This is a genomic window from Nonomuraea composti (genome assembly GCF_012034275.1).
Classification (GTDB): Bacteria; Actinomycetota; Actinomycetes; order Streptosporangiales; family Streptosporangiaceae; genus Nonomuraea; species Nonomuraea composti.
On the sequence record NZ_JAATEP010000030.1, the window covers coordinates 94,711 to 119,725 of the forward strand.

Here is a 25,015-nt window from a genome sequence, read left to right on the forward strand (position 1 = left end):
GATGACGATCAGAGTCCTGCTGGCCGAGGACCAGACGATGTTCCGAGGTGCGATGGCGACGCTGCTGGGCCTGGAGCCGGACATCGAGGTGGTGGCCGACGTCGGGCGCGGTGACGAGGTGGTGAGCGCGTGCGAGGCGTTCCGTCCCGATCTCGCGCTGCTCGACATCGAGATGCCGGGCATCGACGGGCTGGAGGCGGCGCGCCGGCTCGCGAAGGCCGTGCCGGGCACCAGGGTCGTCATCGTCACCACGTTCGGGCGTACCGGCTACCTGCACGCGGCCATGGCGGCGGGCGCGGCCGGGTTCCTGCTGAAGGACGCGCCGGTCACCGAGCTGGCCGACGCCATCCGCAAGGTCGCGGCCGGGCAGCGGGTGATCGATCCGTCGCTGGCGATCGCCGCGCTGAGCGAGGGCGCCTCGCCGCTCACGCCCCGGGAGACGGACGTCCTGGCCGCCGCCCGCGGCCACGGCACCATCGCCGACATCGCGCGCCAGCTCTACCTGTCGCCCGGCACCGTGCGCAACCACCTGTCGGCCGCGATCCAGAAGCTCGGCGCCCGGACCAGGACGGAGGCGGTGGAGATCGCCGAGCAGAAGGGCTGGCTGGTCTGACGACCGGGACATCCAGCCCTAAACACCGCAAACACCCCCGAGCTGGCACAATGCCCTAGAAACTTCAACGAACCGGGGGGCGCAGCATGGACGAGCCGACCGCCGTCGCAGGTCGAGGTCCACTCCGGCAGCCGGCCCCGCCCGGCCGGCGACCCGCCCTCGACGGCGCCGCCGCCTCCCTGTTCGGCCGCCGCGCGGAGATCGAGCGCCTCCTCGACGCCGTCGACGCGGGGCGGGACGCACTCGACGCGGGACGGGACGCGCTCAGCGCCGAACGGGACAGGCATGCGGTAGGGCGGGACGCGCTGAGCGCCGGGCGGGACGTGGCCCGTACCGCCCTGTTGCTCGGCGAGGCGGGCAGCGGCAAGACCGCGCTGCTGGAGGCCGCGGCCGAGTACGCCCGGCAGGTCGGCACCCGGGTCCTGCTCTCCCGGGGCTGCGAGGTGGAGGCGGAGCAGTCGTTCGCCGGCCTGCACCAGCTCGTGCGGCCGCTGCTGCCCGAGGCCGGCGCGCTGCCCGCGCACCAGCGGGCGGCGGTGGAGGCCGCGTTCGGCATCGCGGCGGCGGCGGAGCCGCACGACCCGGCACCACTGAGGATCGGCGTGCTCAACCTGCTCGCCGAAGCGGCCCGGCGCCGGCCCCTTCTCCTGATCGTGGACGACGTCCAGCATTTCGACCGGGACTCGCGCGACGTGCTCGGGTTCGTCACCCGCCGCCTGGCCGGCGAGGCCGTCACCGTGCTGATCGCCGCGCGCGGGCAGACGCCTCCGGCCGGGCTCGTCCCGGACCTGCCGCTCGTACCCCTGGGGCCGCTGGACCCGGCCGCGGCGGCGCGGCTGCTCGACGCCCAGCCCCACCCGCCCGCCGGACGCGCCCGCATCGACCTGCTCGCCCAGGCCGCCGGGAACCCGCTGGCCATCATCGAGCTGGCCCGCGCCCGCCGCGCCGGCGAGCCGCTGCCGGGCTCGCCGGGCGCGGGCCGCAACCTGTCCGGCGAGCCCTCCGGCGGGGCGCTGCCGCAGACCTTGCGCATCCAGGAGATGTTCGCCGCCCGCCTGTGCGCCCTCCCGCCCGCCACCCGCCGGCTGGTCCTGTACGCGGCGGCCGCCTCGGAGTACGAAAGCCTCGAAACCATCATGGCCGCCGCCGGCGCCACAACCGATCCGGAGGCCGCCGGTGCCGTGGGCGGGCTGGACGGGTGGGCGCCTGCTGAGGAGGCCGGGCTCGTCAGGATCGCGGAGGGGCGGATCGCGTTCCGTCATCCGCTGATGCGGGCCGCCGCCTACCACGCGGCCACGGCGCACCAGCGGCAGCGGGCGCACGCCGACCTCGCGGCCGTGCTCGGCGACGACCCGGCCCGGCGCGCCTGGCACCTGGCCGCCGCCTGCCTCGGGCAGGACGAGTCCGTGGCGGCGGCGCTGGAGGACACGGCCGAGCTCGCCCTGCGGCGCGGCGGCTTCTTCGCGGCGGCCCGGGCGCTGGAGCGGGCCGCCGAGTGCAGCCCCGAGCCCGTGGACCGGGCGCGGCGCTACACGAAGGCGCTGCGGGCGGCCGGCGACGCCGGTGACCCCTGCTGGGTGGCCGAGCTCTACGCCAAGGTCACCGCGTTGACCGAGGACCGCGAGCTGCTGGCGGACGCGGCGGTCGGGGCGGGCCTGTCCCTGTCGCTGTTCGGCCGGCAGCGGCAGGGCTTCGCGGTGCTGACCAGCGTCCTGACGCCGCGCCCGCCCGAGAGCGGCGGCACCGTGCTCGCGCTGGCCTCCGCGCTGCAGGCGGTCGCGTTCCAGTCGGGGCTGCCCGAGTTCAGGCGCCCGATCGGGGCCCTGCTCGCCCACGTGGGAGCGGGTGAGAACGATCCGGCGGCCGTGGCGGTGCGGGCCGCCGCCCTGGCCGGGGCGGAGCCGGCGCGGGCGCCCGAGTTGCTGCGCTCACTGCGGCGGCCCGGGGTGCCGCAGGCGGCGCCTGGTATGCCGGAGATCACCCGGTTGCAGGCGATCGGCGCGACCGCCTGGTACGCCGACGAGTCCGACGTCTGCGTGGAGGTCTTCCGCCGGACGTACACGCTGCTGGCCGCGTACGGCTCCATGGGCCCGGCCGCGCCCTCGCTGGCCGCCATGGGCGCGGCGCTGATCGACACCGGGCGGTGGGCCGAGGCGGACGAGCACCTGGAGACGGTCGCCACGCTGGCGGCGGTGCACAAGCTGCGCCACCTGGAGATCGACGCGGAGGCGTTGCGCGTCACGTTGCGGGCGCTGCGCGGCGAGCCGGCCGCGATGCCGCAGGACCCCGCCTGGACGGCGGTGGCGCTGGAGGAGAACCGGGCGACCCACGCCCGCCTGCTGCGCGCCGCGGGCACGGCAGCGGCGGCGGCCGGCGACTTCGACGCGGCCTTCCGCCATCTCAGGCCGCTGTTCGGGGAGGACGACGAGCCGCTGCACTACTTCCTGGCGCACCGCGCGATCGCCGACCTCGCCGCCGCCGCGCAGCGCACCGGCCGCCAGGAGGAGGCCGCCGCGGTCCTGCGGGACGTACGGGAGGCATCAGGCCCGCGGCCGACGACCCGCATGACCCTGCTGATGCACCACGCAGCGGCCCTGATCGGCGACCTCAAGGACGCCGAGCACCATTTCCGCCTGGCCACCGTGAACCCGGCCGGCGACCAGTGGCCGCTGGCCCGCGCGCAGGCGCGCCTGCACTACGCGCAGTGGTTGCGCCGCCGGCGCCGCCCCCTGGATGCCCGGCCGCTGCTGGCGACGGCGCTGGAGACGTTCGTCCGGCTGGGGGCGGCCGGACTGGCCGGGGAGGCGCGCGGGGAGCTGCGCGCGAGCGGCGCGGCGCTCTCCCCCGCCGCCGCCGACCCGCTGTCGGAGCTGACGGCGCAGCAGCGGCAGATCGTCCGGCTGGCGGCGCAGGGCCTGCGTAACCGGGAGATCGCCGAGCAGCTCATGCTGTCGGTGCGCACGGTCAGCTCGCACCTCTACAACGTGTACCCGAAGCTGGGCGTCAGCAGCCGCCACCAGCTGCGGGCGCTCTTCGACGATCTGTGACCCGGGAACGCGCCGGTCAGCCACGTGCCCGACACTAGAGGGTGCGAGCGATCGGCGGTCCCGGGCCGTCACGACGAACGGAAAGGTGAGCGCATGGCATCCGAGCCCGTCACGGGCGGAGGGGGCGTCCCTCGGGAGCCCGCCGTCGTTCTCGACCCCGTGATCCAGCGGCTGGTCGACGCCTCGGCAGCGCCGCCCTACCTGCACCAGCTCGGCCCGGTCGACGGCCGGCAGGCGTTGCTGGAGACGCAGGGTCACCTGCTCGACGACTGCGGCGTGACGACCGAGTACCACGTCGCGCCGGTGGGGCCGGCGGGGCTGACGGGCTTCTGGGTGTTCCGGCCCGCCGGGGTCTCCGCCGCGCTGCCGGTGGTCGTGTACGTGCACGGCGGCCGGTGGATGCTCGGCGACGCGCGTACGCACGCCCGCATGATCGGCGAGCTGAGCGCGACGAGTCAGGCGGCGTTCGTGGTGCCGGAGTACACCCGCACCCCGGAGGCCCGCTACCCGGTCGCGGTCGAGGAGTCGTACGCGGTGCTGACGTGGGTCGCCGAGCACGCCGCCGACCTGGCGCTCGACGGCCGCAGGATGGCCGTGGCGGGCGACTGCGCGGGCGCGACCATGGCGACGGCGCTCACCATGATGGCCAAGCGGCGCGGCGGCCCCCGCCTGCGCGCGCAGCTCCTGTACTACCCGATGACCGATCCGGGCTGCGACACCGACTCGCAGCGCCGCTTCGCCTCCGGCTACCTGCTCACCAGGGCGGCGATGGAGTGGTACTGGGAGCAGTACACCGACGACGAGCACGAGCTGGACGAGCCGACCGCGGCCCCGCTGCGCGCCTCGGACGAGGACCTGAAGGGCCTGCCCCCTGCACTGGTCATCTCGGCGGAGGCGGACGTGGTGCGCGACGAGGGCGAGCAGTACGCGCGCCGGCTGCTGCGCGCGGGCGTGCCGGTGACGTGCGTGCGCTATCTCGGCACGGTGCACGACTTCGCCTCGCTCAACCCGCTGCGCGACAGCCCGCCGACGAGCGCCGCCGTCCGTCAGGGCGGCCGGTTTCTCCGGGACGCGCTGGCCCCCAGGTCATCCCGCCAGTCAACTTACTGATGCGTGGTCGGTCGGCGATGGGCAGGCTGAGCGGGTAAGGGCCGCCGGCGGGCGGCCACGTACCGCACCCATGGAGGGGTCGCTCAGCATGCCCGACACCAAGCCAGTCCTCGAGCCGGCCGCGCAGGAGTTCGTGGAGGCGACGAAGAACCCGCCGTTCCTCTACGACCTCGGCCCGGTCGAGGGGCGCAAGACCGTCGATTCCGTCCAGGACGGCGACGTCCCCGTGCCGGACGCCGACGTGCGCGACCTGGAGATCCCCGGCGGTCCGTCGGGCAAGGTCTCGATCCGCGTCTTCCGGCCCGCCGGCGCCCAGGGGGCGCTGCCGGTGGTGCTGTACGTCCACGGCGCCGGCTGGGTGTTCGGCAACGCCCACACGCACGACCGGCTGGTCCGCGAGCTGACCGTACGGGCTCAGGCCGCGACCGTCTTCGTCAACTACAGCCTCTCCCCCGAGGCGAAGTACCCGACCGCCATCGAGGAGATCTACGCCGCGCTGCAGTGGATCGCCGAGCACGGCGCCGAGCACGACCTCGACCCGTCCCGCATCGCGGTGGCCGGCGACTCCGTCGGCGGCAACATGACCGCGGCGACGACCATCCTGGCCAAGCGGCGTGGCGGCCCGAGGCTGGCGGCGCAGCTGCTGTTCTACCCGGTCACGGACGCGTCCTTCGACACCGGCTCCTACGAGCAGTTCGAGAGCGGCTACTTCCTCAGCCGCGAGGGCATGAAGTGGTTCTGGGACCAGTACACGACCGACCCGGCCCAGCGGGCGGAGATCACGGCGTCGCCGCTGCGCGCCACGACGGACGACCTGGCGGGGCTGCCGCCGGCGCTGGTGATCGTGGCCGAGGCCGACGTGCTGCGCGACGAGGGCGAGGCGTACGCGGCCAAGCTGCGCGCCGCCGGCGTGCCCGTCACCGCCGTGCGCTACCAGGGCATCATCCACGACTTCGTCATGCTCAACGCGCTGCGCGACACGTACGCGGCCAGGGCGGCCACCCAGCAGGGCGGCGAGTTCCTGCACGACGCCCTGCACGCCTGAGCCTTTCCTTCCCTTCACGTCCCGAGGAGACAAGAGATCATGACGGCAACCGTCGTGCTGGTGCACGGTGCCTTCGCTGACGCCGCGAGCTGGTCGGGCGTCATCGCCGACCTCCAGGAGCACGGTGTCCCGGTGGTCGCGCCGCCCAACCCGCTGCGCGGCCTGGCCGCCGACGCCGCCTACATCGCCTCCGTGGTGGCCCAGATCGACGGGCCCGTGGTGCTGGCCGGCCACTCGTACGGCGGCGCGGTCATCACCGTCGCGGGCACCGACGAGAAGGTCAAGGGGCTGGTGTACGTGGCCGCGTACGCGCTGGAGGAGGGCGAGAGCCTGGCCGAGCTCCAGGGCCGCTTCCCCGAGCCGCTGCTCGGACGGAACCTGAAGCAGTCCACGTATCCGGTGGAGGGCGGCGAGCCGGCGGCCGAGTTCACGATCGCGCAGGAGGCGTTCCCCGAGGTGTTCGCCGCGGACGTGCCGCGCGAGGTCACCCAGGTCCTCGCGGTGGCGCAGCGGCCGCTGGCCGCCGCGGCGTTCACCGAGGCGGCGAGCGCGGCGGCGTGGAAGGGTACGCCGTCCTGGGCGCTCGTCGCGACCGGCGACCAGGCCATCAACCCCGACGTGCAGCGCTTCGGGGCGCGGCGGGCGGGCGCGAGCGTCGTCGAGGTGGAGGGGGCCTCGCACGCCGTCGCGGTGTCCCGCCCCAAGGAGGTGGCCGCCCTGATCCGGGAGGCCGTCCAGGCGGCATCCGCCTGACCTCCGCGTGCGCGGCCCCGGGCCCGGGGGGCGTCCGGGGCCGCTCTCACTCGGCGGTACAGCCGCAGCAGCATCTCCACCAGGTCCGCCTGGCCGGCGCCGTCCGCCTCGGTGAACGCGCGGAACAGCGACAGGTCCGGCCGGCGACCCTCCGCCACCCACTCCGGCACACCTGGTCGGGGGTCAGCTCGTCGAAGCGTTAGGTCGCGGCCGGTGGCCTCGGCGAGGATCGCGACCATCGCGCGGGCCATGAGCTACCTCGGGGCCGGTGAGGTGGTAGGAGCGGCCGGCGTGCCCGTCCTGCGTGAGCACGGTGGCGGCGACGGCGCCGATGTCGTGCTCGTCGATCGGCGGGCTCTCGCGGTCGCCGTACGGCTCGCGCACCCGGCCGGTGGCGCGCAGCGGCCCGGCCCTGTCGGTCAGGGCGTTGGCCATGAACTGCACCGGCTGCAGGAACGTCCACTCCAGGCGGCTCGCCCTGAGCGCGGGCTCCAGCGTGCCCTCCCGCCACCGTCGAAGGCCGCCTCCAGGCCGGCGGCACTGGTCAGGTCGCCCTCGGCCACCTCGACGCCCGCCGGCAGGGCGGCGCAGGCGGGGTGGCGGGTCAGGGCGCGTACCGGCTGCCTGTGGTCGAGCAGGTGCCGGACGACGTGGCGGCCGACGGTGCCGGTCGCTCCGGTGACGAGGATCGTCATGATGTGCCTCCCTGGGTCATGACTCCTGAGAGACCCTGCGGGCACCCGGACGTGACGCGCGGCCGGCGGATGTGGCTCACATCTCACCGGACCTTTGTAACCGTTTTGTGATGCAAACGGGGTGTTTGCTCCGCATGTGTGGGCATTCTTGATCTCGAAGTCCAGCAGAGGGCTTCGTCTCACGCGAATCACCTGAGCGTGCCTCTGCCTGGGCTTTTTGTGTTCCCAGGCAGGGACGCTGGCACTTTTTGGAGCAGCACATGCCTGTCCTGAACATCGCATTCGAGCAGCTCACCGCCGAGGAACTGCTGGCCGAGCTGGCCGACCCGCAGATCTCCGAGCTGCACGCCGTCCGCATTCGCGAGCGCCTGGTGGAGATGCACGAAGGACTGGTGACCGAGGTCACCCGCCGCTACCGCTACCGAGGCGAGCCCATGGAGGACCTGCGTCAGGCCGCGTACGTCGGGCTGATGAAGGCCGTCAACGGCTACGACCCCGAGCTCGGCCACGAGTTCAGGGGCTACGCCATGATCACCATGATGGGCGAAGTGAAGCGGCACTTCCGCGACCGCACCTGGGCCATCCGCGTGCCGCGCGTCTACCAGGAGCGGCGCATCGAGCTGAACAAGGCCACCGCCGAGCTCACCCAGACGCTGGGCCACTCCCCCACCGTGGCCGAGCTGGCGGCGAAGATGGGCATCTCCGAGGAGGAGGTCCTGCTCGCCCTCGAGGCCTCCACCGCCTACAGCACGCTGTCGCTGGACGCCCCCGTCAGCAGCGGCGACGACGACGCGGCCGAGCTGAGCGACTTCGTCGCCGACACCGACGCCTCCCTCGACACGCTGGTGGACCGGCACGCGGTCAAGCCCCTCATCGACGCCCTGCCGCCGCGCGAGAAGAACATCCTGCTCATGCGGTTCTACGGGAACATGACCCAGTCGGAGATCGCCCAGGAGTTCGGCATCTCGCAGATGCACGTCTCCCGCATCCTGCGCGCCGTCCTCACCAAGCTGCGCACCGCCCTGTCGGAGTGAGCGCGGGGGGCGCGGGCGTCCCGTCCCGCTCCGGCGGGATGAGTGACGCCGGCGCAGGCGTTCCGTCCCGCTCCGGCGGGATGAGTGACGCCGACGCGGGCGTTCCGTCCCGCTCTGGCACACTTTCACGGGTGAAGCGGCTACTCCTCATCGGCATCGGTGCCGGACACCCCGACCACCTCACCCTCCAGGCGGTCAAGGCGATCGGCGCCACGGACGTGTTCTTCATCGTGGACAAGGGCGAGGTCAAGCACGAGCTGGTCCAGCTCCGGCTGGACATGATCGCCGAGCACGGGCGGGCGCCGTACCGGATCGCCGAGGCGCGCGACCCCGAGCGGGACCGCGACGCCGCCGCGTACACGGCCGCCGTGGACGACTGGCGCTCGCGGCGGGCGCGCGCCGTCGAAGCGCTCGTCCGCGACGAGCTCGCCGACGGCGAGACCGGGGCGTTCCTCGTGTGGGGCGACCCCGGCGTGTACGACAGCACGCTGGCCATCGTCGAGGAGATCCTCCAGCGGGGGGAGGTCGTCTTCGACTACGAGGTCGTCCCCGGCATCAGCAGCGTCGCCGCGCTCACCGCCGCCCACCGCACCAGCCTCACCCAGGTCGGGCGGCCCGTCCACCTGACGACGGGCCGCCGCCTGGCCTCCGACGGGCCGACCGCCGACGACGTGGTCGTGATGCTGGACGCCCACTGCTCGTTCGCCGGGCTCGACGACTACGCCATCCACTGGGGCGCCTACCTGGGCACCGAGGACGAGCTGCTGGTGTCGGGGCCGGTGGCCGAGGTGGGTGAGCGCATCAAGGAGGTACGGGCCGAGGCGCGGGCCCGCAAGGGCTGGATCATGGACACGTACCTGCTGCGGCGCCTGTCACCTCGTCCAGAACAAGCCTGACCAGCTCCGAACGCCGCTCGGTGCCGTCGCCGGGAGCCAGCAGCACGATGCTCCAGCCCAGATCCGGCAGCCGGACGTGCGCCGCGCGCAGGCCCGGCCAGCCGCCACCATGCAGGTGGACGCGGTGGCCCGCGTGCGCGCGCAGGCCGACGCCCCATCCGTAGTCCGTGGGGGTGCCGTCGGCGAGGCGGCCCGGGGCGTGCAGGAGCGCCGAGACGCCCAGCTCGTCGGCGTTCAGCGCCTGCCCCCAGCGCAGCAGGTCGGCGGCCGTGCTCCACACGCCGCCGTCGCCCAGCGACAGCGGCGCCGGATGGCCCGGGCTCACGGGGATCGCGCCGGGAGGGGCGGGAGCGGGGCCCGCCCAGCAGCGGGTGCGGGTCATGCGCAGCGGAGCGAAGAGACGGTCCCGGGCCAGCTCCGGCAGCGGGCGCCCGGCGGCCCGCTCGGCGGCGGTGGCCAGGCAGACGTAGCCCGCGTTGGAGTAGGCGAACGCGGCGCCCGGCGTCCCGGGGAGCGCGTCGCAGGCCGTGAGGGCGCGGATCACACCCCGGCTCGTACGGTCGCCGGGCGGCGCGGCGGCATCGAGGTCGGCGTCGGCGGGCAGGGCGGCGGTGTGGTGGAGGAGGTGCCGCAGGCGCACGCCGCCGGCCCAGGGCGGCAGCTCGGGCAACCAGCCGGACAGGGCGCCGTCCACGTCGAGGACGCCGTCCCGGGCGAGGAGCGCCACCAAGGCGGCGGTCATCTGCTTGGCGAGCGAGGCGGCGTAGACGACGGTCGTGGGCGTCAGGCCCTGCGCGTGGAAGAGCGGCGGCTCGCGGTGCCGGCGGAGGCCCACGATGATCGGCTCGGCGGGCTCGTAGCCGGCCTGCCGCACCAGGCCGGGCAGCGCTCTCATGCTTCCCCCGCCACCGGGCGCCGGTGAGCCGGCCCCGCCGTCCTCGCCGACCGCCGCGGTGCCGACCTTTCACGAACTTGCGAGAAGCGTATCGTCGGGATGTGGACCGCGAGAAGATCGAGCTCACCACCGTTCAGCGAACGATGCTCGCCACCCTGTACGCCAGAGCGCTGGACAGCAGGTCCTCCTCCCCCGTCCTCGGCGACCGCACCGCCGACGAGGTGGTCCGCCGCCTCGACCACGACTGGCGCAAGACCGGCACGCGGGCCCCGTGGGACGCCGCGCTCCTGGCGCTGCGCGGCCGGGAGCTCGACCGGTGGACCACCGAGTTCCTGTACGCCCACCCCGGCGAGGTGACCGTGCTGCACCTGGCGTGCGGCCTCGACAGCCGCGTGCACCGGCTGGCGCCGCCGCCGTCGGTGCGATGGATGGACGTCGACTACCCCGACGTCATCGACCTGCGGCGGCGGCTGCTGCCCGAGCCCGGCGGCGACTACCGGATGATCGGGGCGTCGGTGACCGAGGAGGGGTGGCTGGAGCGGGTGCCCGCCGATCGGCCGACCGTGGTCGTGGCCGAGGGGCTGACGATGTACCTGCACGAGGAGGAGGCGCGGCGGCTCATCCAGCGGATCTGCGGGCACTTCCCGGCCGGGCAGCTGCTGTTCGACTGCTTCAGCAAGCGGCTCCTGCGGCTGGCCGGGAAGATGAGCAGGATGCGGCTGGGCATCGTGCCGCGGGCCGTGCTGGAGAGCTGGCACTGGGGGATCGATGACCCTCGGGAGCTGGAGGGGTGGCAGGACGGGCTCGAGTTCGTGGACGATCTGTACGTCGTGGACCTGCCCGATCTGGACAGGCTGCCGGCGGTGGCGCGGATCGGGCTGCGACTGGGGGCGCATCTGCCTGGCGGACGGGACTCGGGACGGTTGCTGCGCTACCGCTTCTGACCGGTTCATCGGGGCCAGGTTCGTCGGGCGATGCCGAGCCCGGCTCCCGGCCAGGTGCGTCGGGTGTTGACGCGCAGGCTCGGGGTCAGGTTCGGCGGGCGGTGACCAGCCAGGCACGGGAGTCCAACCACACGCCCTCCCCGGTGTCATGGGCGTCCAGGACGGCCAGCAGCCGGTCGAGAGCGCGGGCCGTCCCGGCGGCGTCCGGCCGCCGGCCAGCGCCTGCCGGACGGCGCGGAACCACTCCTGGCGCTCGCCGGCCTGCCACACGAGCCGCACCAGCCGCGCCCCCGGCCGCAACGCCCGCCCGACGTCGGCGAACGCCGCGACCGGGCCGGCGAAGAACATCGTGCCGAACCGGCTGACCCCCAAGGTGAAACGTCCCGGCGGGAAGGGGTGGACCTGGGCGTCGGCCCGTTCGAAGGCGATGTTGCGCAGGCTCGCTCGCCGCGGTGCCGCACGGGCTCGCCGGACCAGGCGGCGGCCAGGATCGTCAGGGACTCGTCGAGCATCCGCCCCCGCCGCCGGTCGTCGAGCTGCTCGCCCGTCCTGGACAGCTCGCCCCCGAACCGGTCGCTGCCGAGACCGACGCCGAGGACGAGGCGGCCGCCGCTGAGCCGGTCCAGCGTCGCGGTCTCCCGCGCCACCTTGGCCGGCCGGCGGCGGGCGAGCGGCGAGACCATCGGGCCGAGCCGCAACCGCTCGGTCGCGGTCGCGATCGCCGCCAGCGCGATCCACGGGTCGGCGACCTGCCGGACCGGCGCCCGCCAGTGCAGGTGGTCCCAGACGAAGCAGCCGTCCCAACCGGCCTCCTCCGCGTCGGCCGCGAGGCGCGCCACCGTCAGCGGGTCGGCGAGGTCGTCGAACAGCGGCAGCCAGAGCCCCGACCGCAACCGGCTCACGGCCGGACCTCCCGCCGCACGCCGACGTCGCCCGCCCCCTGGCGGGTCGTCCCGGACGGGGACGGGCGGGGGCCGGAGATCGCCAGGATCTCCGCGATTACGGTGTCCCAGACCTCGGGCGGCGGCATCTGGTACCCCATCCCGTCGAGCGGGACGAGCCGGGCTCCCGGGATCTCCCGTGCCACTGCCTGCGGCGTCGCCGGCCCGGCCGCGATCGGAGTCGCGCCCGGCACCCGCTCGCGGCCGGGCTCACCCTCGGCACCCCCTCCTTCGCTAGGGTGAGGCGTCGAATCCGATCTTGACCCCCGGGAAGTGACCCGTGCGCCACCGATTAAGCGTCCCCGCCCTGATCATCGCCGCTCTCTACGCCGCCGCCCTCGTGACCACCGCCGTGCTCGCGCTGACCACCGGCGACGTCGCCCCGCTGTGGCGGCTGACGGTGTTCGGGGACGTGCGGGAGCTCGTCGAGGCCACCCCGGCGAACGTCGCCACGATGCTCCTGATCGGCCTGCCCTGGACGTGCGCGCTGTGGCTCGGCCTGCGCGGCCCCCGCGTGGGGCAGCCGCCCGAGCTGACCGTCCAGGAGCAGCGGCTGCGCCTCGCCCTGTACGCGGCCGCCGCCACCTGGCTGATCCACCCCTTCACGCAGGGCTGGCCGTGGTGGGCCGTGGTGCTCGACTCCGTGCTGATGCTGGCGGTCGTGGTGCTGATCCGGCCGGTGCTGGGCGACAGCCTGGAGTACGCGAGCTGGTCGGTGGTCGCCGGGGTGCTGGCGTTCGGCGGCGGCGCCGTCGTCGCGGTGTCCGACGAGTTCGCCCTGGGCCTGTCGGGCGGGGCCGGCCTCGCCTTGCTGCTGGCCCAGCTCGTGTGGATGGTGCTGGTGCTGCGGGCTCAGCGGTGGGACGGCCGCTGGCGGTTCGTCACCTACCTGTACGGCATCACGTCCCTGGTGCTGCCGATGCTGGTGCTGGCGGCGGGCTGGCTGGTCGTGGAGGCGGGCAGCCTGCTCTACAGCCTGTCGGCGGCGGCCGGCGTGCTGATGGCGATCTGGCTGGTGGACACCGCCAACGACCTCGCCGACCCGCGCAACAGGAAGACCGTCGCGCCGGCGGCGCCTTGACAGGTCAGGCGCACCGCCGGTCCGCGCCCAGGAACGTGCCGGTGCGCCGCGTGCTCCCGTAACCGGCGGCGAACACGCCCCTCTCGAACACCGGCTCCCCCGCCACGCACACCGCCCTGACGGCCGCGTCGCTGCGGTTGACCATGCGCCGCACGCCGCCGAAGTCCGGCATCGGCGCCTCGTGGTAGGCGGCCAGCCGGTCGTCGAGCCCGGCCGGGTCCACCACGACCAGGTCGGCCCGGTCGCCCGCGCGCAAGGTGCCCGCCCGCAGCCCGAACCAGTCGGCCGGCTCGCCGGTGAGCCGGTGCACCGCCCGTTCGACCGTCATGAACGGCCGGCCGGCCGCCTGGGCGGCCACGACCCGCTGGAGCAGCCGCAGCGGGGCGTTGTAGTGGGCCATGTTCCGCAGGTGCGCGCCCGACTCGGCGAACCCCATCTGCACCGCCGGATGGCCGGCCAGCCGGTCGAGCACGTGCGGCCGGTCGTTGGCGATCGTCGTGCGCCAGCGCAGCCGCGACCCGTGCGCCACCACGAGGTCGAGGAACGTCTCGGCCGGGTGCCGCCGGCGCGCGCCCGCCACCTCGCCGAACGACCGGCCGACCAGCCCCTCGTCGGGGCAGGCGACGATGCCGGCGTCGTACAGGTGGCGGAAGCGGCGGTCGTAGTCGCGGCGGAACCACCGCCGGTAGGCCCGCCGCGACAGCAGCCGCGCCCGCTCGGCCTCCTGCCGCAGGTGCAGCGCGGCCGCCGTGGCGCCGAACTCCTCGAAGATGCCCAGGTCGATGCCGTCGGCGTACAGCTCGTACGGAACCGGCAGGTGCTGCCAGCGCACCTCGGCCCCCAGCAGCCGGTTGGCCAGCGCGGTCACGCGCGTCAGCATGCCCGCCGGCACGGGCGCCGTCTTGGAGTCGAGCGCGGCCAGCAGCGACGTCTTCAGCCGCGGCCGCGCCCACAGGCCGGCGCCGGCGAGCAGGAACAGCAACGTGTTCCACGGGCGGGCGCTGCCGGGCGCGCTCTGCAGGACCCGGCCGCGGGCCCGCAGCACCCGGTGCAGCGCGCGGTACTCGTGCCAGCCCGCGAACGTGGACGGCAGCCGCGCCGACCGGAACCGGTCACCGTCGAGCCGGCAGTGCGTGCTGGCCACCGTGGACAGGCCGAGGAAACCGGCGTCGAGGGCCCGGTCGAGCAGCGCCGCCATCCGGTCGAGGTCCTGCCCGGTGGCGGGGTCCGCGCCGACCGCGCGCCCCAGCCCCATCACGTACGCCCGCAGGTCGGAGTGGCCGAGGAAGGCGGCCACGTTCGGGCCCAGCGGCCGGGCCAGCAGCGCCCGCACGTACTCGTCGGCCCCGGACCAGCTCCGGTGCCGCTTCAGCGCGTCGAGCACGGCGGCGTGCGGCAGCGCCTCGACCCGGCTGAACAGGTCGGCCGCGTCGTCGGGGGAGCAGTAGACGCCCGACAGGGAGCAGTTGCCGAGCACGACGGTGGTGACGCCGTGCCGCACGGACTCGGGCAGCCCCGGAGACAGCAGCACCTCGATGTCGTAGTGCGTGTGCACGTCGAGGAAGCCCGGCAGCACCCAGCAGCCGGCCGCGTCGAGCACCCGCCGGCACCCCGCCTGCGGCAGCGGCTCGGCCGACACGGCCGCCACCCGGCCGCCCCGCACCCCGAGGTCGCGGATCGCGGACGGGCTCCCCGCGCCGTCGAACCAGCGGCCCCCCTTGATGATCAAGTCGAACATCGCCGTCCCCCGACTGTGAGCGATCGCCCGATCACCCTACGGCATCAGGCGGCGGCCGGAGCGCGTACGTGACGCGTGTCCGCCCGCCGCCCGTCCCGTCAGTCCACCTCCACCACCGGCTGGGCGAACTGGGCGGAGTACAGCCGGGCGTACGCCCCGCCGGCCGCGAGCAGCGACTCGTGCGTGCCCTGCTCGACGATCCGCCCGCCCTCCATCACCAGGATCAGGCTGGCGTCGCGGATCGTGGACAGCCGGTGCGCGATCACGAAGCTCGTCCGGCCCTCGCGCAGCGAGCTCATCGCCCGCTGGATCAGCACCTCGGTCCGCGTGTCGACCGAGCTGGTCGCCTCGTCGAGGATCAGGATCGCCGGGTCCGACAGGAACGCCCGCGCGATCGTGATGAGCTGCTTCTCGCCCGCGCTGACCGCGCCGCCCTCCTCGTCGATCACCGTGTCGTAGCCGTCGGGCAGCGTGTGCGCGATGCGGTCCACGTGCGCGGCCCGCGCCGCGGCCTCGATGCGCTCGCGGGTGGCGCCCTCCGCGCCGTAACCGATGTTCTCCGCGATCGTGCCGCCGAACAGCCACGCGTCCTGCAGCACCATGCCGATGTTGGCGCGCAGCTCCTCCCGCGACATCCGGGCGATGTCGACCCCGTCGAGCGTGATGCGGCCGCCCGTCACCTCGTAGAAGCGCATGATGAGGTTGACCAGCGTCGTCTTGCCCGCACCCGTGGGGCCCACGATGGCCACCGTCTGGCCGGGCTCCACGGTCAGCGACAGGTCCTCGATCAGCGGCCGGTCCTCGGCGTAGCGGAACGACACGTGCTCGAACGCCACCCGCCCCCTGACCTTCTCCGGGCGTACCGGCTCGGCCGGCTCGGCCGACTGCTCCGGCGCCTCCAGCAGCTCGAAGACCCGCTCGGCCGAGGCGACGCCCGACTGCACGAGGCTCGCCATGCCGGCCACCTGCGTCAGCGGCTGGCTGAACTGCCGCGAGTACTGGACGAACGCCTGCACGTCGCCCAGCGAGATCGACCCCGACGCCACCTTGAGCCCGCCCACCACGGCGACCAGCACGTAGTTGAGGTTGCCGATGAACATCATGGCCGGCTGGATGACGCCGGAGATGAACTGGGCGCGGAAGCTGGAGGCGAACAGCGCCTGGTTGTGCTCCTCGAACGTCTCGGCCGCCTCCTTCTGCCGGCCGAACACCTTGACCAGCGTGTGCCCGCCGTACATCTCCTCGATGTGGCCGTTCAGCTTGCCCGTCGAGGACCACTGCTTGATGAACTGCGGCTGCGCCCGCTTGCCGATGACCGTCGTCACGTACACCGACACCGGCACCGTCACCAGCGCGATCAGCGCCAGCACCGGCGAGATCCAGAACATCACCACCAGCACCGCCACGACCGTCAGCACCGAGGAGATGAGCTGGCTCATCGTCTGCTGCAACGTCTGCGCGATGTTGTCGGTGTCGTTCGTGGCCCGGCTGAGGATCTCGCCGCGCGGCTGGCCGTCGAAGTAGCTCAGCGGCAGCCGTCCCAGCTTGCCCTCGATGCGCTCGCGCAGCCGCGCCGCCGCCCGCTGCACCACCGTGGTCGTCAGTCGGAACTGCACGATCCCCAGCAGCGCCGCCACCAGGTAGATCACCAGCACCCAGCCCAGCACCTGCGCCAGGGCGGTGAAGTCGATGCCGCGGCCCGGCACCACGCTCATCGAGGCCACCATGTCGGCGAAGGTGCCCTGGCCGCGGGCCCGCAGCCCCGCCACCGCCTGCTCCTTCGTCGCCCCCGCCGGAAGCTGGGCGCCGATGATGCCCGTGAAGATCAGGTCCGTGGCGTGGCCGAGGATCTTGGGGCCCGTCACCGTCAACGCCACGCTGGACGCGCCGAGCACCAGGATCACGATCAGCAGCGCCCGTTCCGGACGCAGCAACGCCATCAGCTTGCGCAGCGTCCCGCCGAAGTCGAGCGCCTTCTCGGCCGGCGGCCCCGCCATCATCCGGCCCGGCCCGAAGCCGGGCTGCGGGCGCCGCGCCGGCGCCTGCGTCGTCATGCCGCCGCCTCCTGTTCCGTGAGCTGCGACAGGACGATCTCCCTGTACGTCGGGCAGCCGTCCATCAGCTCGCCATGGGTACCGCTGCCGACCACCCGCCCGTCCTCCAGGACGATGATGCGGTCGGCGTCGCGGATCGTGCTCACCCGCTGCGCCACGATCACGATCGTCGCGTCGGCGATCTCCTCGGCCAGCGCGGCACGCAACCGCGCGTCCGTCGCGTAGTCCAGCGCGGAGAAGGAGTCGTCGAACAGGTAGATCTCGGGCCGGTGCACCAGCGTCCGCGCGATCGCCAGCCGCTGCCGCTGCCCGCCGGACACGTTCGTGCCGCCCTGCGAGATCGGCTCGTCCAGCCCGCCCGGCATCGCCTCCACGAAGTCGCGCGCCTGCGCCACCTCCAGCGCCCGCCACAGCTCCTCGTCGGTCGCGTCCGGCCTGCCGTAGCGCAGGTTCGAGGCGACCGTGCCGGAGAACAGGTAGGGCGACTGCGGCACCAGGCCCACCGCCCGCGACAGCGCGCCCGGGTCGAGGTCGCGCACGTTCACGCCGTCCACCAGCACCTCGCCCGCCGACGCGTCGAACAGCCGCGGAATCAGGTTGAGCAGCGTCGTCTTGCCGCTGCCGGTGCTCCCGATGATCGCCGTCGTACGGCCCGGCCGCGCCGCGAAGCTCACGCCGCACAGCACCGGCTCCTCCGCGCCCGGGTAACGGAAGTCCACCGAGCGCAGCTCCAGCTCGCCGTCACTGCGCGCCGGCAGCACCGGGGACGCCGGCGGATGCACCGTCGTCTCGGTCGCCAGCACCTCCTCGATCCGCTCCGCGCACACCTCCGCCCGCGGGATCATCATGAACATGAACATCGCCATCATCACCGACATGAGGATCTGCATCAGATAGGAGATGACGGCCGTCAGCGCGCCCACCTCCATGGCGCCGTCGGCGATCCGGTGGCCGCCGAACCACACCACCGCGACGCTGGAGACGTTCACCACCAGCATGACCGTGGGGAACATCAACGCCATCAACCGGCCGACCCGCAGCGACACCTCCGTCAGCCGGTCGTTGTCACCCGCGAACCGCTCCCGCTCGTACCGGTCGCGCACGAACGCCCGGATCACCCGGATGCCGGTGATCTGCTCGCGCAGCACCTGGTTGATGCGGTCGATGCGCTCCTGCATCGCACGGAACAGCGGGCGCATCCTGACCACGATCACCGCGACCACGGCGATCATCACCGGCAGCGCCACGAGCAGCAGCGACGACAGCGCCGCGTCCTGGTTCAGCGCCAGCACGATGCCGCCGACGCACATGATCGGCGCCGCCACCATCATGGTGAACGCCATCAGCACCAGCAACTGCACCTGCTGCACGTCGTTGGTCGTGCGGGTGATCAGCGACGGCGCGCCGAGCCGGCCGACCTCCTGCGCGGAGAAACCCTGCACCCGGTGGAAGATCGCGGCCCGCAGGTCACGGCCCAGGGCCATCGACGTACGGGCGCCGTAATACACCGCGACCGTCGCGCACGTGATCTGCACCAGCGTGACAGCGAGCATCACCAGCCCGATGCGCATGATGTAACCGGTGTCACCCTTGACGACGCCGTCGTCGATGATGTCGGCATTGAGAGTGGGGAGATAGAGCGTGGCCAGCGTCTGCACGAACTGGAAGACCACGACGAGCGCGATCTCCCTCCGGTACGGCCGCAACTGGACCCGCAGAAGACGGAGCAGCATCAACAGGGGCTTTCTGGGTCTGGGATGGGAGAGGGCCTGACGAGCAGCCCGTCGAGCAGCACGGAGACGATCTCCTCGTCCTCCATGTCCGCGAAGTCGGCGCCCGCACCGAAACCCCGGTGCACGGACACCGCGATCAGCATGAGCAGCAGCTGCGCCGCGTCGTCGGGCGAGCGCCGCAACCGGTCACGATCCGGCCCCATCAGCTCAGCCAGCGCGACCTGGATGCGGCGCCGGTTGTCCAGCATGTGCTCGCGGAACTCGGCGTCGTCCGCCATCGGCTCCTTGGGTCCATGGGGGACGGACAGGAGGTTGGCGTTGGCGCTCATCCTCGTCCGCAGGATCGTGACCGCCTCGCACAACCGGGCCCGCAGCCCGGCCGACGCGGGGATCGCCGCCAGCGCTTCCAGGGCGTGCCGCGGATCGAACGCGCTCATCAGCGCCGCCCGCACCAGCGAAGCCTTGTCAGGGAACACCCCGAAGATCGTCCCCTCGGCCACGCCCGCGGCCTCGGCGATCTGACGAGTGCTCACCGCCGCGCCGTACTCCCTCAGCAGGGGGATGGTGGCGGCGATGAGTGCGGCGCGGCGGTCTTCCGGTGCCATGGCCGGCACCCTCCGCCTTCTGTTCATGGGCGGGAGCGTAATGAGCGAGTACTCACTCATTCAAGTGGTTTTATGGTGAGGACAGTGGGCGGGAATGTGACTGTTCGGGCGCGCACAGTAGTCCTATGCGATCCGACCGCGACGCCAACCCGCCTCTCACCAGCCGGCTCCCCCATGCACCGCTCCACGGTGGGGACCCGGCGGCATGTGACCCCCACGGGGGCGGGGCGGTACGCGAATCCGGCAGGGACGCTGCGACCACCCGCGCACCCAGCACCGACAGGACGGCGTGCGAGCTGCCCATGCCGGGCGTCATCCTCGCCCGCGCCGGCCAGGAGCTCGAACGCATCCGCACGGCCTGGCGCGCCGGCCGCCACGACGCCTTTCTCGCGGAGGCACGCCACGCCCTCCTCCACCGCTACGCCGACGCCCTCACCCGGCTGCTCCCCTCCACCCCGTTCACCATGGACGACCTCATCACCGCCGGCCTCCTCCCCCGCCACCGCCGCTTCACCACCGCCCTGCTCGACCTGCTGCACGAGCACGGCCTGGCCCACCTGAGCGACGAGGAACAGCAGCCCCCGAGACCGACGACGCCCCCGCCCTCCCACGACCAGTGGCACCACGAAGCCGCACACCCACACCCCGACGAACCGCGACACCGCTCACGCTCCACCGGCCGCTGGCGCCTCACCGTCCCGGCCGACCCCGACGAGCTCACCCGCACCCTCCTCCTGCGACACCCGGCCCATCTCGCCGAAACAGCCCTCACCACCCACCTGACCCGGCGCCTCCCGGCCCTGCTCCGTGGCGAACAGAACCCCACCGCACCGCCTGCGCACCAGGGCTTCCCGGAGCCGTTCGACAACAGGCTCCTCCGGCACCTGTACGACGTCGCACCGGTATGCCGCTTCACCAACCGGACGGCCAGAGCGCTCCTCAGCCAGATCATCGCCGCCTGGCCCAGCGACCGCCCGCTGCGCGTGCTGGAGATAGGCGCCGGCACCGGCGGCACCACCGCCGCCCTGCTCCCGCTCCTGTCCGCCCACCTCACCCACTACACCTTCACCGACCCCTGCCCCGCCGCCTGCGCCGCCGCCCCCCGCCGCTTCTCCGGCCACGACTTCCTCGACTACCGGCCCCTCGACCTCGACACCGACCCCACCACCCAGGGCTTCACCTCCGGCGCCCACGATCTCGTCATCGCCGCCAACGCCCTGCACACCGCCAGGGACCTGCCCGCCGCCCTGGACCGCGTCCGCAGCCTGCTCACCCCCGGCGGCCACCTCCTGGCCATCGAAACCCACGACCCGTGCTTCCTGCTGGGCCTGCTGACCCCCTTCCTCCGGCCCACCCACACCTCAACCGTCCACACCCCAACCGCTCACACCATGACCGCTCGCACCATGACCGGCCATGCCTGGGCCGCCGAGAACGACCCCCTCCGCCCGGGCACCCCGTTGCTACGCCGCGAGCAGTGGCCGCCCCTGCTGCGCGAATGCGGCTTCACCGACATCGCCCAGACCGGCCCCGACACCACCCCCGCCCGGGACGCCTTCTCCATCCTCCTGGCCGCCCGCCCCCGCGCCCACGCTCGCCCGCTCCCCACCGCCCCGCCGAGCCGTCCGACGCGAAGGAGCCGCTTCGTCATCCACGAGCCGCCCCGCCCCGGCATGGTGGCGGTGGAAATCCGCGCTGCCACCTTCCCCCTCACCTGGGTCGAGAGGCCGGACGATCCGCGCACCTCGCGAACCGGCGCCTCGTCCCAGCGCGGCTCGCGAACCGGGGACCCGTCCATTTGGCGGTGGGGATGCGCCGGCGTGGTCACCGCCATCGGCGAAGGCGTGACCGGCCTCCGGCCCGGCGAGCGCGTTACCGGACTGGCCCCCGGAACGCCCACCTCCCACGCCCTCACCTCGGCCCGCCTCCTCACCGCGATCCCCGCGGGAATGACCGATGCCGAGGCCGCCACCGTCCCGCTGGCGCACCTGCACGCCCATCTCGCTCTGACCGTCCAGGCCAAGCTGTCGCCGGACGAGACCCTGCTCCTGCGCGACGACGCCACGGGGCTCGGCCTGGCCACGCTGCGGCACGCCCTTCAGTGCGGCGCGCGGGTCATCGTCGCCGCCCGTACCCCGGCCCAGCGCGACCTCCTGCTCGCCCTGGGCGCGTGGCGGACACTGGACGCGCAAGACCCGCGCGCTCCCCGCCGGGTCCTGGAGCTGACCGACGGCCGGGGCGCCGAGGTGGCGGCCGGCCCCGTCCCTCCTGGCTGGGAGCGAGCGCTGGCCGGCGAGGGCCGGTACGTCCAGCTCGGCCTCGCCGACCCCTCCGAACCGGGCCTGTTCGCCGAGGTCATGGCCGGCCTGCCGCAGGGCCGGGTCCTGCCGCTCCCGTTCAGCGCCTTTCCCGCGGCTCGCGTACAGGACGCGCTGGCGTTGATCCGCGAGGGCCGGCAGCTCGGTGAGATCGTGCTGTGCTTCGACCCCATGGACGGGCCCGTACCCGCATGCCCCTGACCGGGCGGCCATGATGACGGGACGCGTCCGTGCGTCCATGCCGTCAGCGGGTGGATCTGTGCTAGCAGGACATCGATCTGCGCCCTTTACGAAGTAGATCACGATGTGAGCTGTGGGCGTTTTGTCTAGCATGGGCGGGAAGCTCGTGTGATGAGGGAGGCGTGTGGAAGAGAGCGTGCCGCTGGCCCAGCTCGCCCGCCGGCTCGAAGAGGTGGTCAGCGACCTGCGGGGCCTCCCCGTGGACGTGGAACGGCTGGAGGACAACGAACTCGTCCGCCGGCGCATCTCCGAAGCCGCCGTCTCGGCCCGCGAGGTGCGCGCCATGCATCCCGTGGGGCTGTCCGACACGGCGCGGAACGAGCACACGAGCCGCCGCGAGAACCTCGACGCCCTGGAACGCGGCACGAGGATGCGCACCATCGTGCACGCCACCGTCCTGGACAACCCAACCCACGCGGCCCGAATCAGGCAGCTGCACGCCGCCGGCGACCTGCACCGGGTGGTGGACGAGCCGGTCCAGCAACTCGTCATCTTCGACCGCACGCTGGCCTTCCTCCGGCTCACCCCCGTCCCGTACGCGCCGGGCGCGCTGGCGATCCGCCAGCAGAGCCTGATCACCGCCCTCATCGACCTGTTCGAGCGGACGTGGTCCGGAGCCAGGGAGGTCACGGAGCCCACGCGCCGGCTCAGCGCCCGCGAACGCGAGGTCCTCGCCCTGATCGCCGAGGGCCGCTCCAACAGCGCCGTCGCCCGCGCCCTGTCGATCACGGAGGCGGCCGTGGGCAAGCACGTGGCGAGCCTGTTCGCCAAACTGGAGATCCCGGCCACGGCCGACGACAACCGGCGGGTGCTGGCGGTGCTCGCCTACCTGCGGGGAACGGCGAGATGACCCACGGCCCGGCCACCACGGACGCTGTCGTACGCGGAACAGGGCATACCTGCTCGGCCAGGCCTTCGAGAGAGGGCGTGCCCACTCCCCCGCTCATGGGCGCGAGTCCTCACCACCGTGGAGCGCCAGGGGTCAGCTTTCACTGACAGGGCGAAGGACGGACCTCAGAAGGTCGATCGTCGCCTGGGCCTCTTCCCTCTCTCCCGCGTCCACCCAACTCCTCCAGAACCAGCCGTCTGCGGGCAGCGTCATGTCCAGCGCCCGAACCGCGGTCAAGGCGAGGCCGGGCATGATCGGCTTCCCCAGCCATTCTGTGATGTCCGGATATTCCTCGTTCCAAGAGAAGGAGCTTCCGGCCGGAACATTGGCTGCGACCACGGCGGCGGCGGCGGCCACCACATCTAGTTCAGGTATCCGCCTAACGGGACCTCGATCTCCGGGTCCCTCCGATTCAGTAGAGTCCCGCCCCTTGCTTCATCCCTTCCATCATCGTTTGCTCCATGCGGCGGATCGCCGTCTCGCCCGTACCGCTGGGGAGAGCGAAGCAGGTGGCGTTGTGCCTAACGGCCACAGGCGGTGGGAAAGGTAGGGCCAGGGCGAACTCGATCTCGCCCCAGGGCCCATGCGGTGGGCGTCCGCGGCCCCGTTCAATGGTCGGCATGCAACGTATGACTGGATTGCTGGTCGGCGCGGTGTTCGGCGCCGTCTTCGTCTTCGTGAACGCGCACGACCCGCTCAACAGCACCGTCGCGCTCCTGCTGCGGGTGGTGGCGGGCCTGGCCGCCGCGACCGTGCTCGTCCTGTGGTTCACCGCCGCCCGTGGGCAGCGGGACGGGGGCGAGGCTCCGCGCGGGGCGATGTTCGGGCGGGGTTATCTCGTCATCGTGGCGGCCGAGGCGGTCCTGCTGTTCGGCGGGCTGCGGGTGCTCGCCGCGCTGGGAGCCCCCGAGCAGGCGAACGTGGCGTGGGTGGCGCTGGTCGTCGGGGTGCACTTCGTCGCCCTGGCGCCCATCTGGAAGGCCTGGGACATCGCCGTTCCCGGCGTGGTGCTGAGCCTGCTCGGCGTGGCGGGGCTCGTCCTGGCGCCGACGTCGGCCGCCGCCTGGGTGCCGTTCCTCAGCGGCGTGCTGTCGGGGATCGTGCTGCTGGCGGGTGCCGTGACCGTGAGCTGGCGCACCGTGGCGGCGCGCCCGTCACAGACTGACCGGTCGTCGCACGCTGACCGCCCGGCACCGGTGCGCACGCCCTGAAACCCGGCACGCGCACCACAAATGTAGGCACGCGCGCCCATAACCCCCGCGCGCCGCAGATCCGGCGCACGCGATCTCAGTGTGCCGCCACCGCCGGCTGGCGCATCAAAGGCTCGGCGGCGGTACGGAGTTCGTCGCTGAACGGTGTGGGGCGCAGGGTGGCCGGGTCGAGGTTGACGTTGACGCGGTAGCCGTCGGCGTGCACCACCTCCCCGTCCGGCGACAACACGCGGAACCCGTACACGCCGCTGGTGCGTCCCAGGCGTTCGATCCAAAAGTGCACCACCGGCTCGCCCGCGCCCACGATCGGCGCGTGGTAGGTCACCTTGAACTCCCGTACCGCCAGGAACACGTCGCGGAAAGCCGACCGCGCCGGGTCGGGCGACCAGCCGAGGCGCTGCCAATAGGCGCCGATGGCCCGCTCGACCAGCAGCGCGTAGCGGGAGTTGTGCAGCAGGCCCATCGCGTCGAGGTCGTCGAAGTGCACCTGGACGGGCTCGTGCGCGCCGTCTTCCATCATCATGATCAATCCTCCGGGAGTAGCGCGGGCTCGGGACAGAGTGCGCGCAGTCGCTGCAGGACGGCGCGGCGGGCGTGGGTGAGGGCGGCGGGCCCGTCGTGGAGGCGGGAGTGGATGATCGTCATCTCCCCCAAAGCGTCGATCTCGTACGCGAGCTGCGCCGGGTCCGTCTCCTCCACCAGCTCGCCCAGCTCCTTGGCCTGCGTCACCAGCCCCTGGATGAACTCCTGCCACTCGCGCATGGCCCGCGCCACCCGGTCGCGCACGGCCCCCGGCCGGTCGTCGAACTCGGCCTGCACGGTGAAGAAGAAGCAGCCGCCCGGCAGCACGCCGTCGCTGTAGAAGCGCATGCGGGCCTCGTGCAGCGCGAACAGCCGCCGCACCCCGGCGGGAGCGCTCATGGCGGGCGCCACGACGTGCTCCTTCCACTGGCGGGCGGCCCATTCCACCGCGTCGAGCTGCAGCTCCTCCTTGTCGCGCCAATGGGCGAAAAATCCGGACTTGCTGGTGCCGGTGGCCGCCGCCAGCCGTCCCAGGGAGAGCCCGTCCAGCCCTTCGACGGAGGCCAGCCCCACCGTTCGTTCGAGAATCGCCTCCCGGCTCCGCAACCCGCGCAGCCGTCGGCCGTCCTGCGTCATGGCGCCAAACTATCT

General features: G+C 73.2%; 23 protein-coding genes and 2 pseudogenes. 12 read left to right on the plus strand and 13 right to left on the minus strand.

The genetic code is table 11. The features are described 5' to 3' along the window. Position 1 precedes the first annotated feature (1 nt). The 5 genes from HCN51_RS35005 to HCN51_RS35025 all read left to right on the plus strand — a co-directional run bounded on the left by HCN51_RS35005 (position 2) and on the right by HCN51_RS35025 (position 6,568). Complete coding sequence (locus tag HCN51_RS35005) at positions 2–613, plus strand: response regulator transcription factor (RefSeq protein WP_168015571.1); 612 nt, start codon at positions 2–4, stop codon at positions 611–613. Between the two features lie 86 nt (positions 614–699). Then, a complete protein-coding gene (locus HCN51_RS35010; protein WP_206068234.1) occupies positions 700–3,660 on the plus strand; it encodes an AAA family ATPase in 2,961 nt (986 codons plus the stop codon). A gap of 93 nt (positions 3,661–3,753) precedes the next feature. Next, on the plus strand, positions 3,754–4,770 hold the full coding sequence (locus HCN51_RS35015; RefSeq protein ID WP_168015573.1) for an alpha/beta hydrolase: 1,017 nt from the start codon (positions 3,754–3,756) through the stop codon (positions 4,768–4,770). Between the two features lie 88 nt (positions 4,771–4,858). Next, the gene (locus HCN51_RS35020) at positions 4,859–5,815 is read left to right on the plus strand and encodes an alpha/beta hydrolase (RefSeq protein WP_080046556.1); all 957 of its coding nucleotides are present in this window, start codon (positions 4,859–4,861) and stop codon (positions 5,813–5,815) included. Positions 5,816–5,854: 39 nt separating this feature from the next. Then, positions 5,855–6,568: an alpha/beta fold hydrolase gene (locus tag HCN51_RS35025; protein WP_168015575.1), complete on the plus strand. Its 714-nt coding sequence runs from the start codon at positions 5,855–5,857 to the stop codon at positions 6,566–6,568. Positions 6,569–6,751: 183 nt separating this feature from the next. Here HCN51_RS35025 and HCN51_RS58345 read toward each other — a convergent pair whose 3' ends face one another. Then, positions 6,752–7,003: a hypothetical protein gene (locus HCN51_RS58345; RefSeq protein WP_206068235.1), complete on the minus strand. Its 252-nt coding sequence runs from the start codon at positions 7,001–7,003 to the stop codon at positions 6,752–6,754. Continuing rightward, positions 6,988–7,263, minus strand: a complete 276-nt coding sequence (locus tag HCN51_RS58350; protein WP_206068236.1) for an SDR family oxidoreductase — start codon at positions 7,261–7,263, stop codon at positions 6,988–6,990. The genes HCN51_RS58345 and HCN51_RS58350 overlap by 16 nt, the downstream gene beginning before the upstream one ends. 260 nt (positions 7,264–7,523) lie before the next feature. Here HCN51_RS58350 and HCN51_RS35035 point away from each other — a divergent pair, with 260 nt between their 5' ends. Continuing rightward, a complete protein-coding gene (locus HCN51_RS35035) occupies positions 7,524–8,297 on the plus strand; it encodes an RNA polymerase sigma factor SigF (RefSeq protein ID WP_080037397.1) in 774 nt (257 codons plus the stop codon). A 131-nt stretch (positions 8,298–8,428) separates the two neighbouring features. Next, complete coding sequence (cobF, locus tag HCN51_RS35040) at positions 8,429–9,193, plus strand: precorrin-6A synthase (deacetylating) (RefSeq protein WP_168015577.1); 765 nt, start codon at positions 8,429–8,431, stop codon at positions 9,191–9,193. Here the strand turns inward: cobF and HCN51_RS35045 are convergent. Next, on the minus strand, positions 9,141–10,088 hold the full coding sequence (locus tag HCN51_RS35045) for a serine hydrolase domain-containing protein (protein WP_168015580.1): 948 nt from the start codon (positions 10,086–10,088) through the stop codon (positions 9,141–9,143). The two genes, cobF and HCN51_RS35045, sit on opposite strands and share 53 nt — an antisense overlap. A 101-nt stretch (positions 10,089–10,189) precedes the next feature. On the opposite strand from HCN51_RS35045, the gene HCN51_RS35050 reads away from it, so the two are divergent. Next, on the plus strand, positions 10,190–11,032 hold the full coding sequence (locus HCN51_RS35050) for a class I SAM-dependent methyltransferase (protein WP_206068238.1): 843 nt from the start codon (positions 10,190–10,192) through the stop codon (positions 11,030–11,032). 336 nt (positions 11,033–11,368) lie between these two features. Here the strand turns inward: HCN51_RS35050 and HCN51_RS63095 are convergent. From HCN51_RS63095 to HCN51_RS35060, 3 genes and pseudogenes are all read right to left on the minus strand, one after another. Beyond that, positions 11,369–11,470 (minus strand): annotated as a pseudogene (locus HCN51_RS63095) (class I SAM-dependent methyltransferase); the annotation flags it as partial. After that, positions 11,440–11,934: pseudogene (locus HCN51_RS58355) on the minus strand (LLM class flavin-dependent oxidoreductase); the annotation flags it as partial. The pseudogenes HCN51_RS63095 and HCN51_RS58355, both read right to left, overlap by 31 nt. Continuing rightward, positions 11,931–12,119: a hypothetical protein gene (locus HCN51_RS35060; RefSeq protein WP_206068240.1), complete on the minus strand. Its 189-nt coding sequence runs from the start codon at positions 12,117–12,119 to the stop codon at positions 11,931–11,933. The gene HCN51_RS35060 and the pseudogene HCN51_RS58355, both read right to left, overlap by 4 nt. Positions 12,120–12,253: 134 nt before the next feature. On the opposite strand from HCN51_RS35060, the gene HCN51_RS35065 reads away from it, so the two are divergent. Next, a complete protein-coding gene (locus HCN51_RS35065) occupies positions 12,254–13,054 on the plus strand; it encodes a hypothetical protein (RefSeq protein WP_168015582.1) in 801 nt (266 codons plus the stop codon). Between the two features lie 4 nt (positions 13,055–13,058). Here HCN51_RS35065 and HCN51_RS35070 read toward each other — a convergent pair whose 3' ends face one another. The 4 genes from HCN51_RS35070 to HCN51_RS35085 all read right to left on the minus strand — a co-directional run bounded on the left by HCN51_RS35070 (position 13,059) and on the right by HCN51_RS35085 (position 19,184). Further along, positions 13,059–14,792 (minus strand): N-acyl-D-amino-acid deacylase family protein, encoded by a 1,734-nt coding sequence (locus tag HCN51_RS35070; protein WP_168015584.1) that lies wholly within the window; start codon positions 14,790–14,792, stop codon positions 13,059–13,061. Positions 14,793–14,890: 98 nt separating this feature from the next. After that, entirely contained in the window at positions 14,891–16,846 is a 1,956-nt protein-coding gene (locus HCN51_RS35075; protein ID WP_080037390.1) for an ABC transporter ATP-binding protein, read from the minus strand. Then, complete coding sequence (locus HCN51_RS35080; RefSeq protein WP_168015586.1) at positions 16,843–18,579, minus strand: ABC transporter ATP-binding protein; 1,737 nt, start codon at positions 18,577–18,579, stop codon at positions 16,843–16,845. Before HCN51_RS35080 ends, HCN51_RS35075 begins: the two co-directional genes overlap by 4 nt. Beyond that, complete coding sequence (locus HCN51_RS35085) at positions 18,579–19,184, minus strand: TetR/AcrR family transcriptional regulator (protein WP_206068241.1); 606 nt, start codon at positions 19,182–19,184, stop codon at positions 18,579–18,581. The genes HCN51_RS35080 and HCN51_RS35085 overlap by 1 nt, the downstream gene beginning before the upstream one ends. A gap of 302 nt (positions 19,185–19,486) precedes the next feature. Between HCN51_RS35085 and HCN51_RS35090 the strand changes: the two genes are divergently transcribed. Next, positions 19,487–21,703 (plus strand): methyltransferase, encoded by a 2,217-nt coding sequence (locus HCN51_RS35090; protein WP_168015590.1) that lies wholly within the window; start codon positions 19,487–19,489, stop codon positions 21,701–21,703. Between the two features lie 163 nt (positions 21,704–21,866). After that, a complete protein-coding gene (locus tag HCN51_RS35095; protein ID WP_346433898.1) occupies positions 21,867–22,592 on the plus strand; it encodes a helix-turn-helix transcriptional regulator in 726 nt (241 codons plus the stop codon). Between the two features lie 132 nt (positions 22,593–22,724). Here HCN51_RS35095 and HCN51_RS35100 read toward each other — a convergent pair whose 3' ends face one another. Beyond that, positions 22,725–22,988, minus strand: coding sequence for a hypothetical protein (locus HCN51_RS35100; protein WP_168015592.1), 264 nt, complete (start codon positions 22,986–22,988; stop codon positions 22,725–22,727). 272 nt (positions 22,989–23,260) lie between these two features. On the opposite strand from HCN51_RS35100, the gene HCN51_RS35105 reads away from it, so the two are divergent. Then, positions 23,261–23,842, plus strand: coding sequence for a hypothetical protein (locus HCN51_RS35105; protein WP_206068242.1), 582 nt, complete (start codon positions 23,261–23,263; stop codon positions 23,840–23,842). Positions 23,843–23,918: 76 nt separating this feature from the next. Here HCN51_RS35105 and HCN51_RS35110 read toward each other — a convergent pair whose 3' ends face one another. After that, the gene (locus tag HCN51_RS35110; protein WP_240973559.1) at positions 23,919–24,365 is read right to left on the minus strand and encodes an acyl-CoA thioesterase; all 447 of its coding nucleotides are present in this window, start codon (positions 24,363–24,365) and stop codon (positions 23,919–23,921) included. A 2-nt stretch (positions 24,366–24,367) separates the two neighbouring features. Beyond that, positions 24,368–25,000, minus strand: coding sequence for a TetR/AcrR family transcriptional regulator (locus HCN51_RS35115; protein ID WP_168015596.1), 633 nt, complete (start codon positions 24,998–25,000; stop codon positions 24,368–24,370). Positions 25,001–25,015 lie beyond the last annotated feature (15 nt).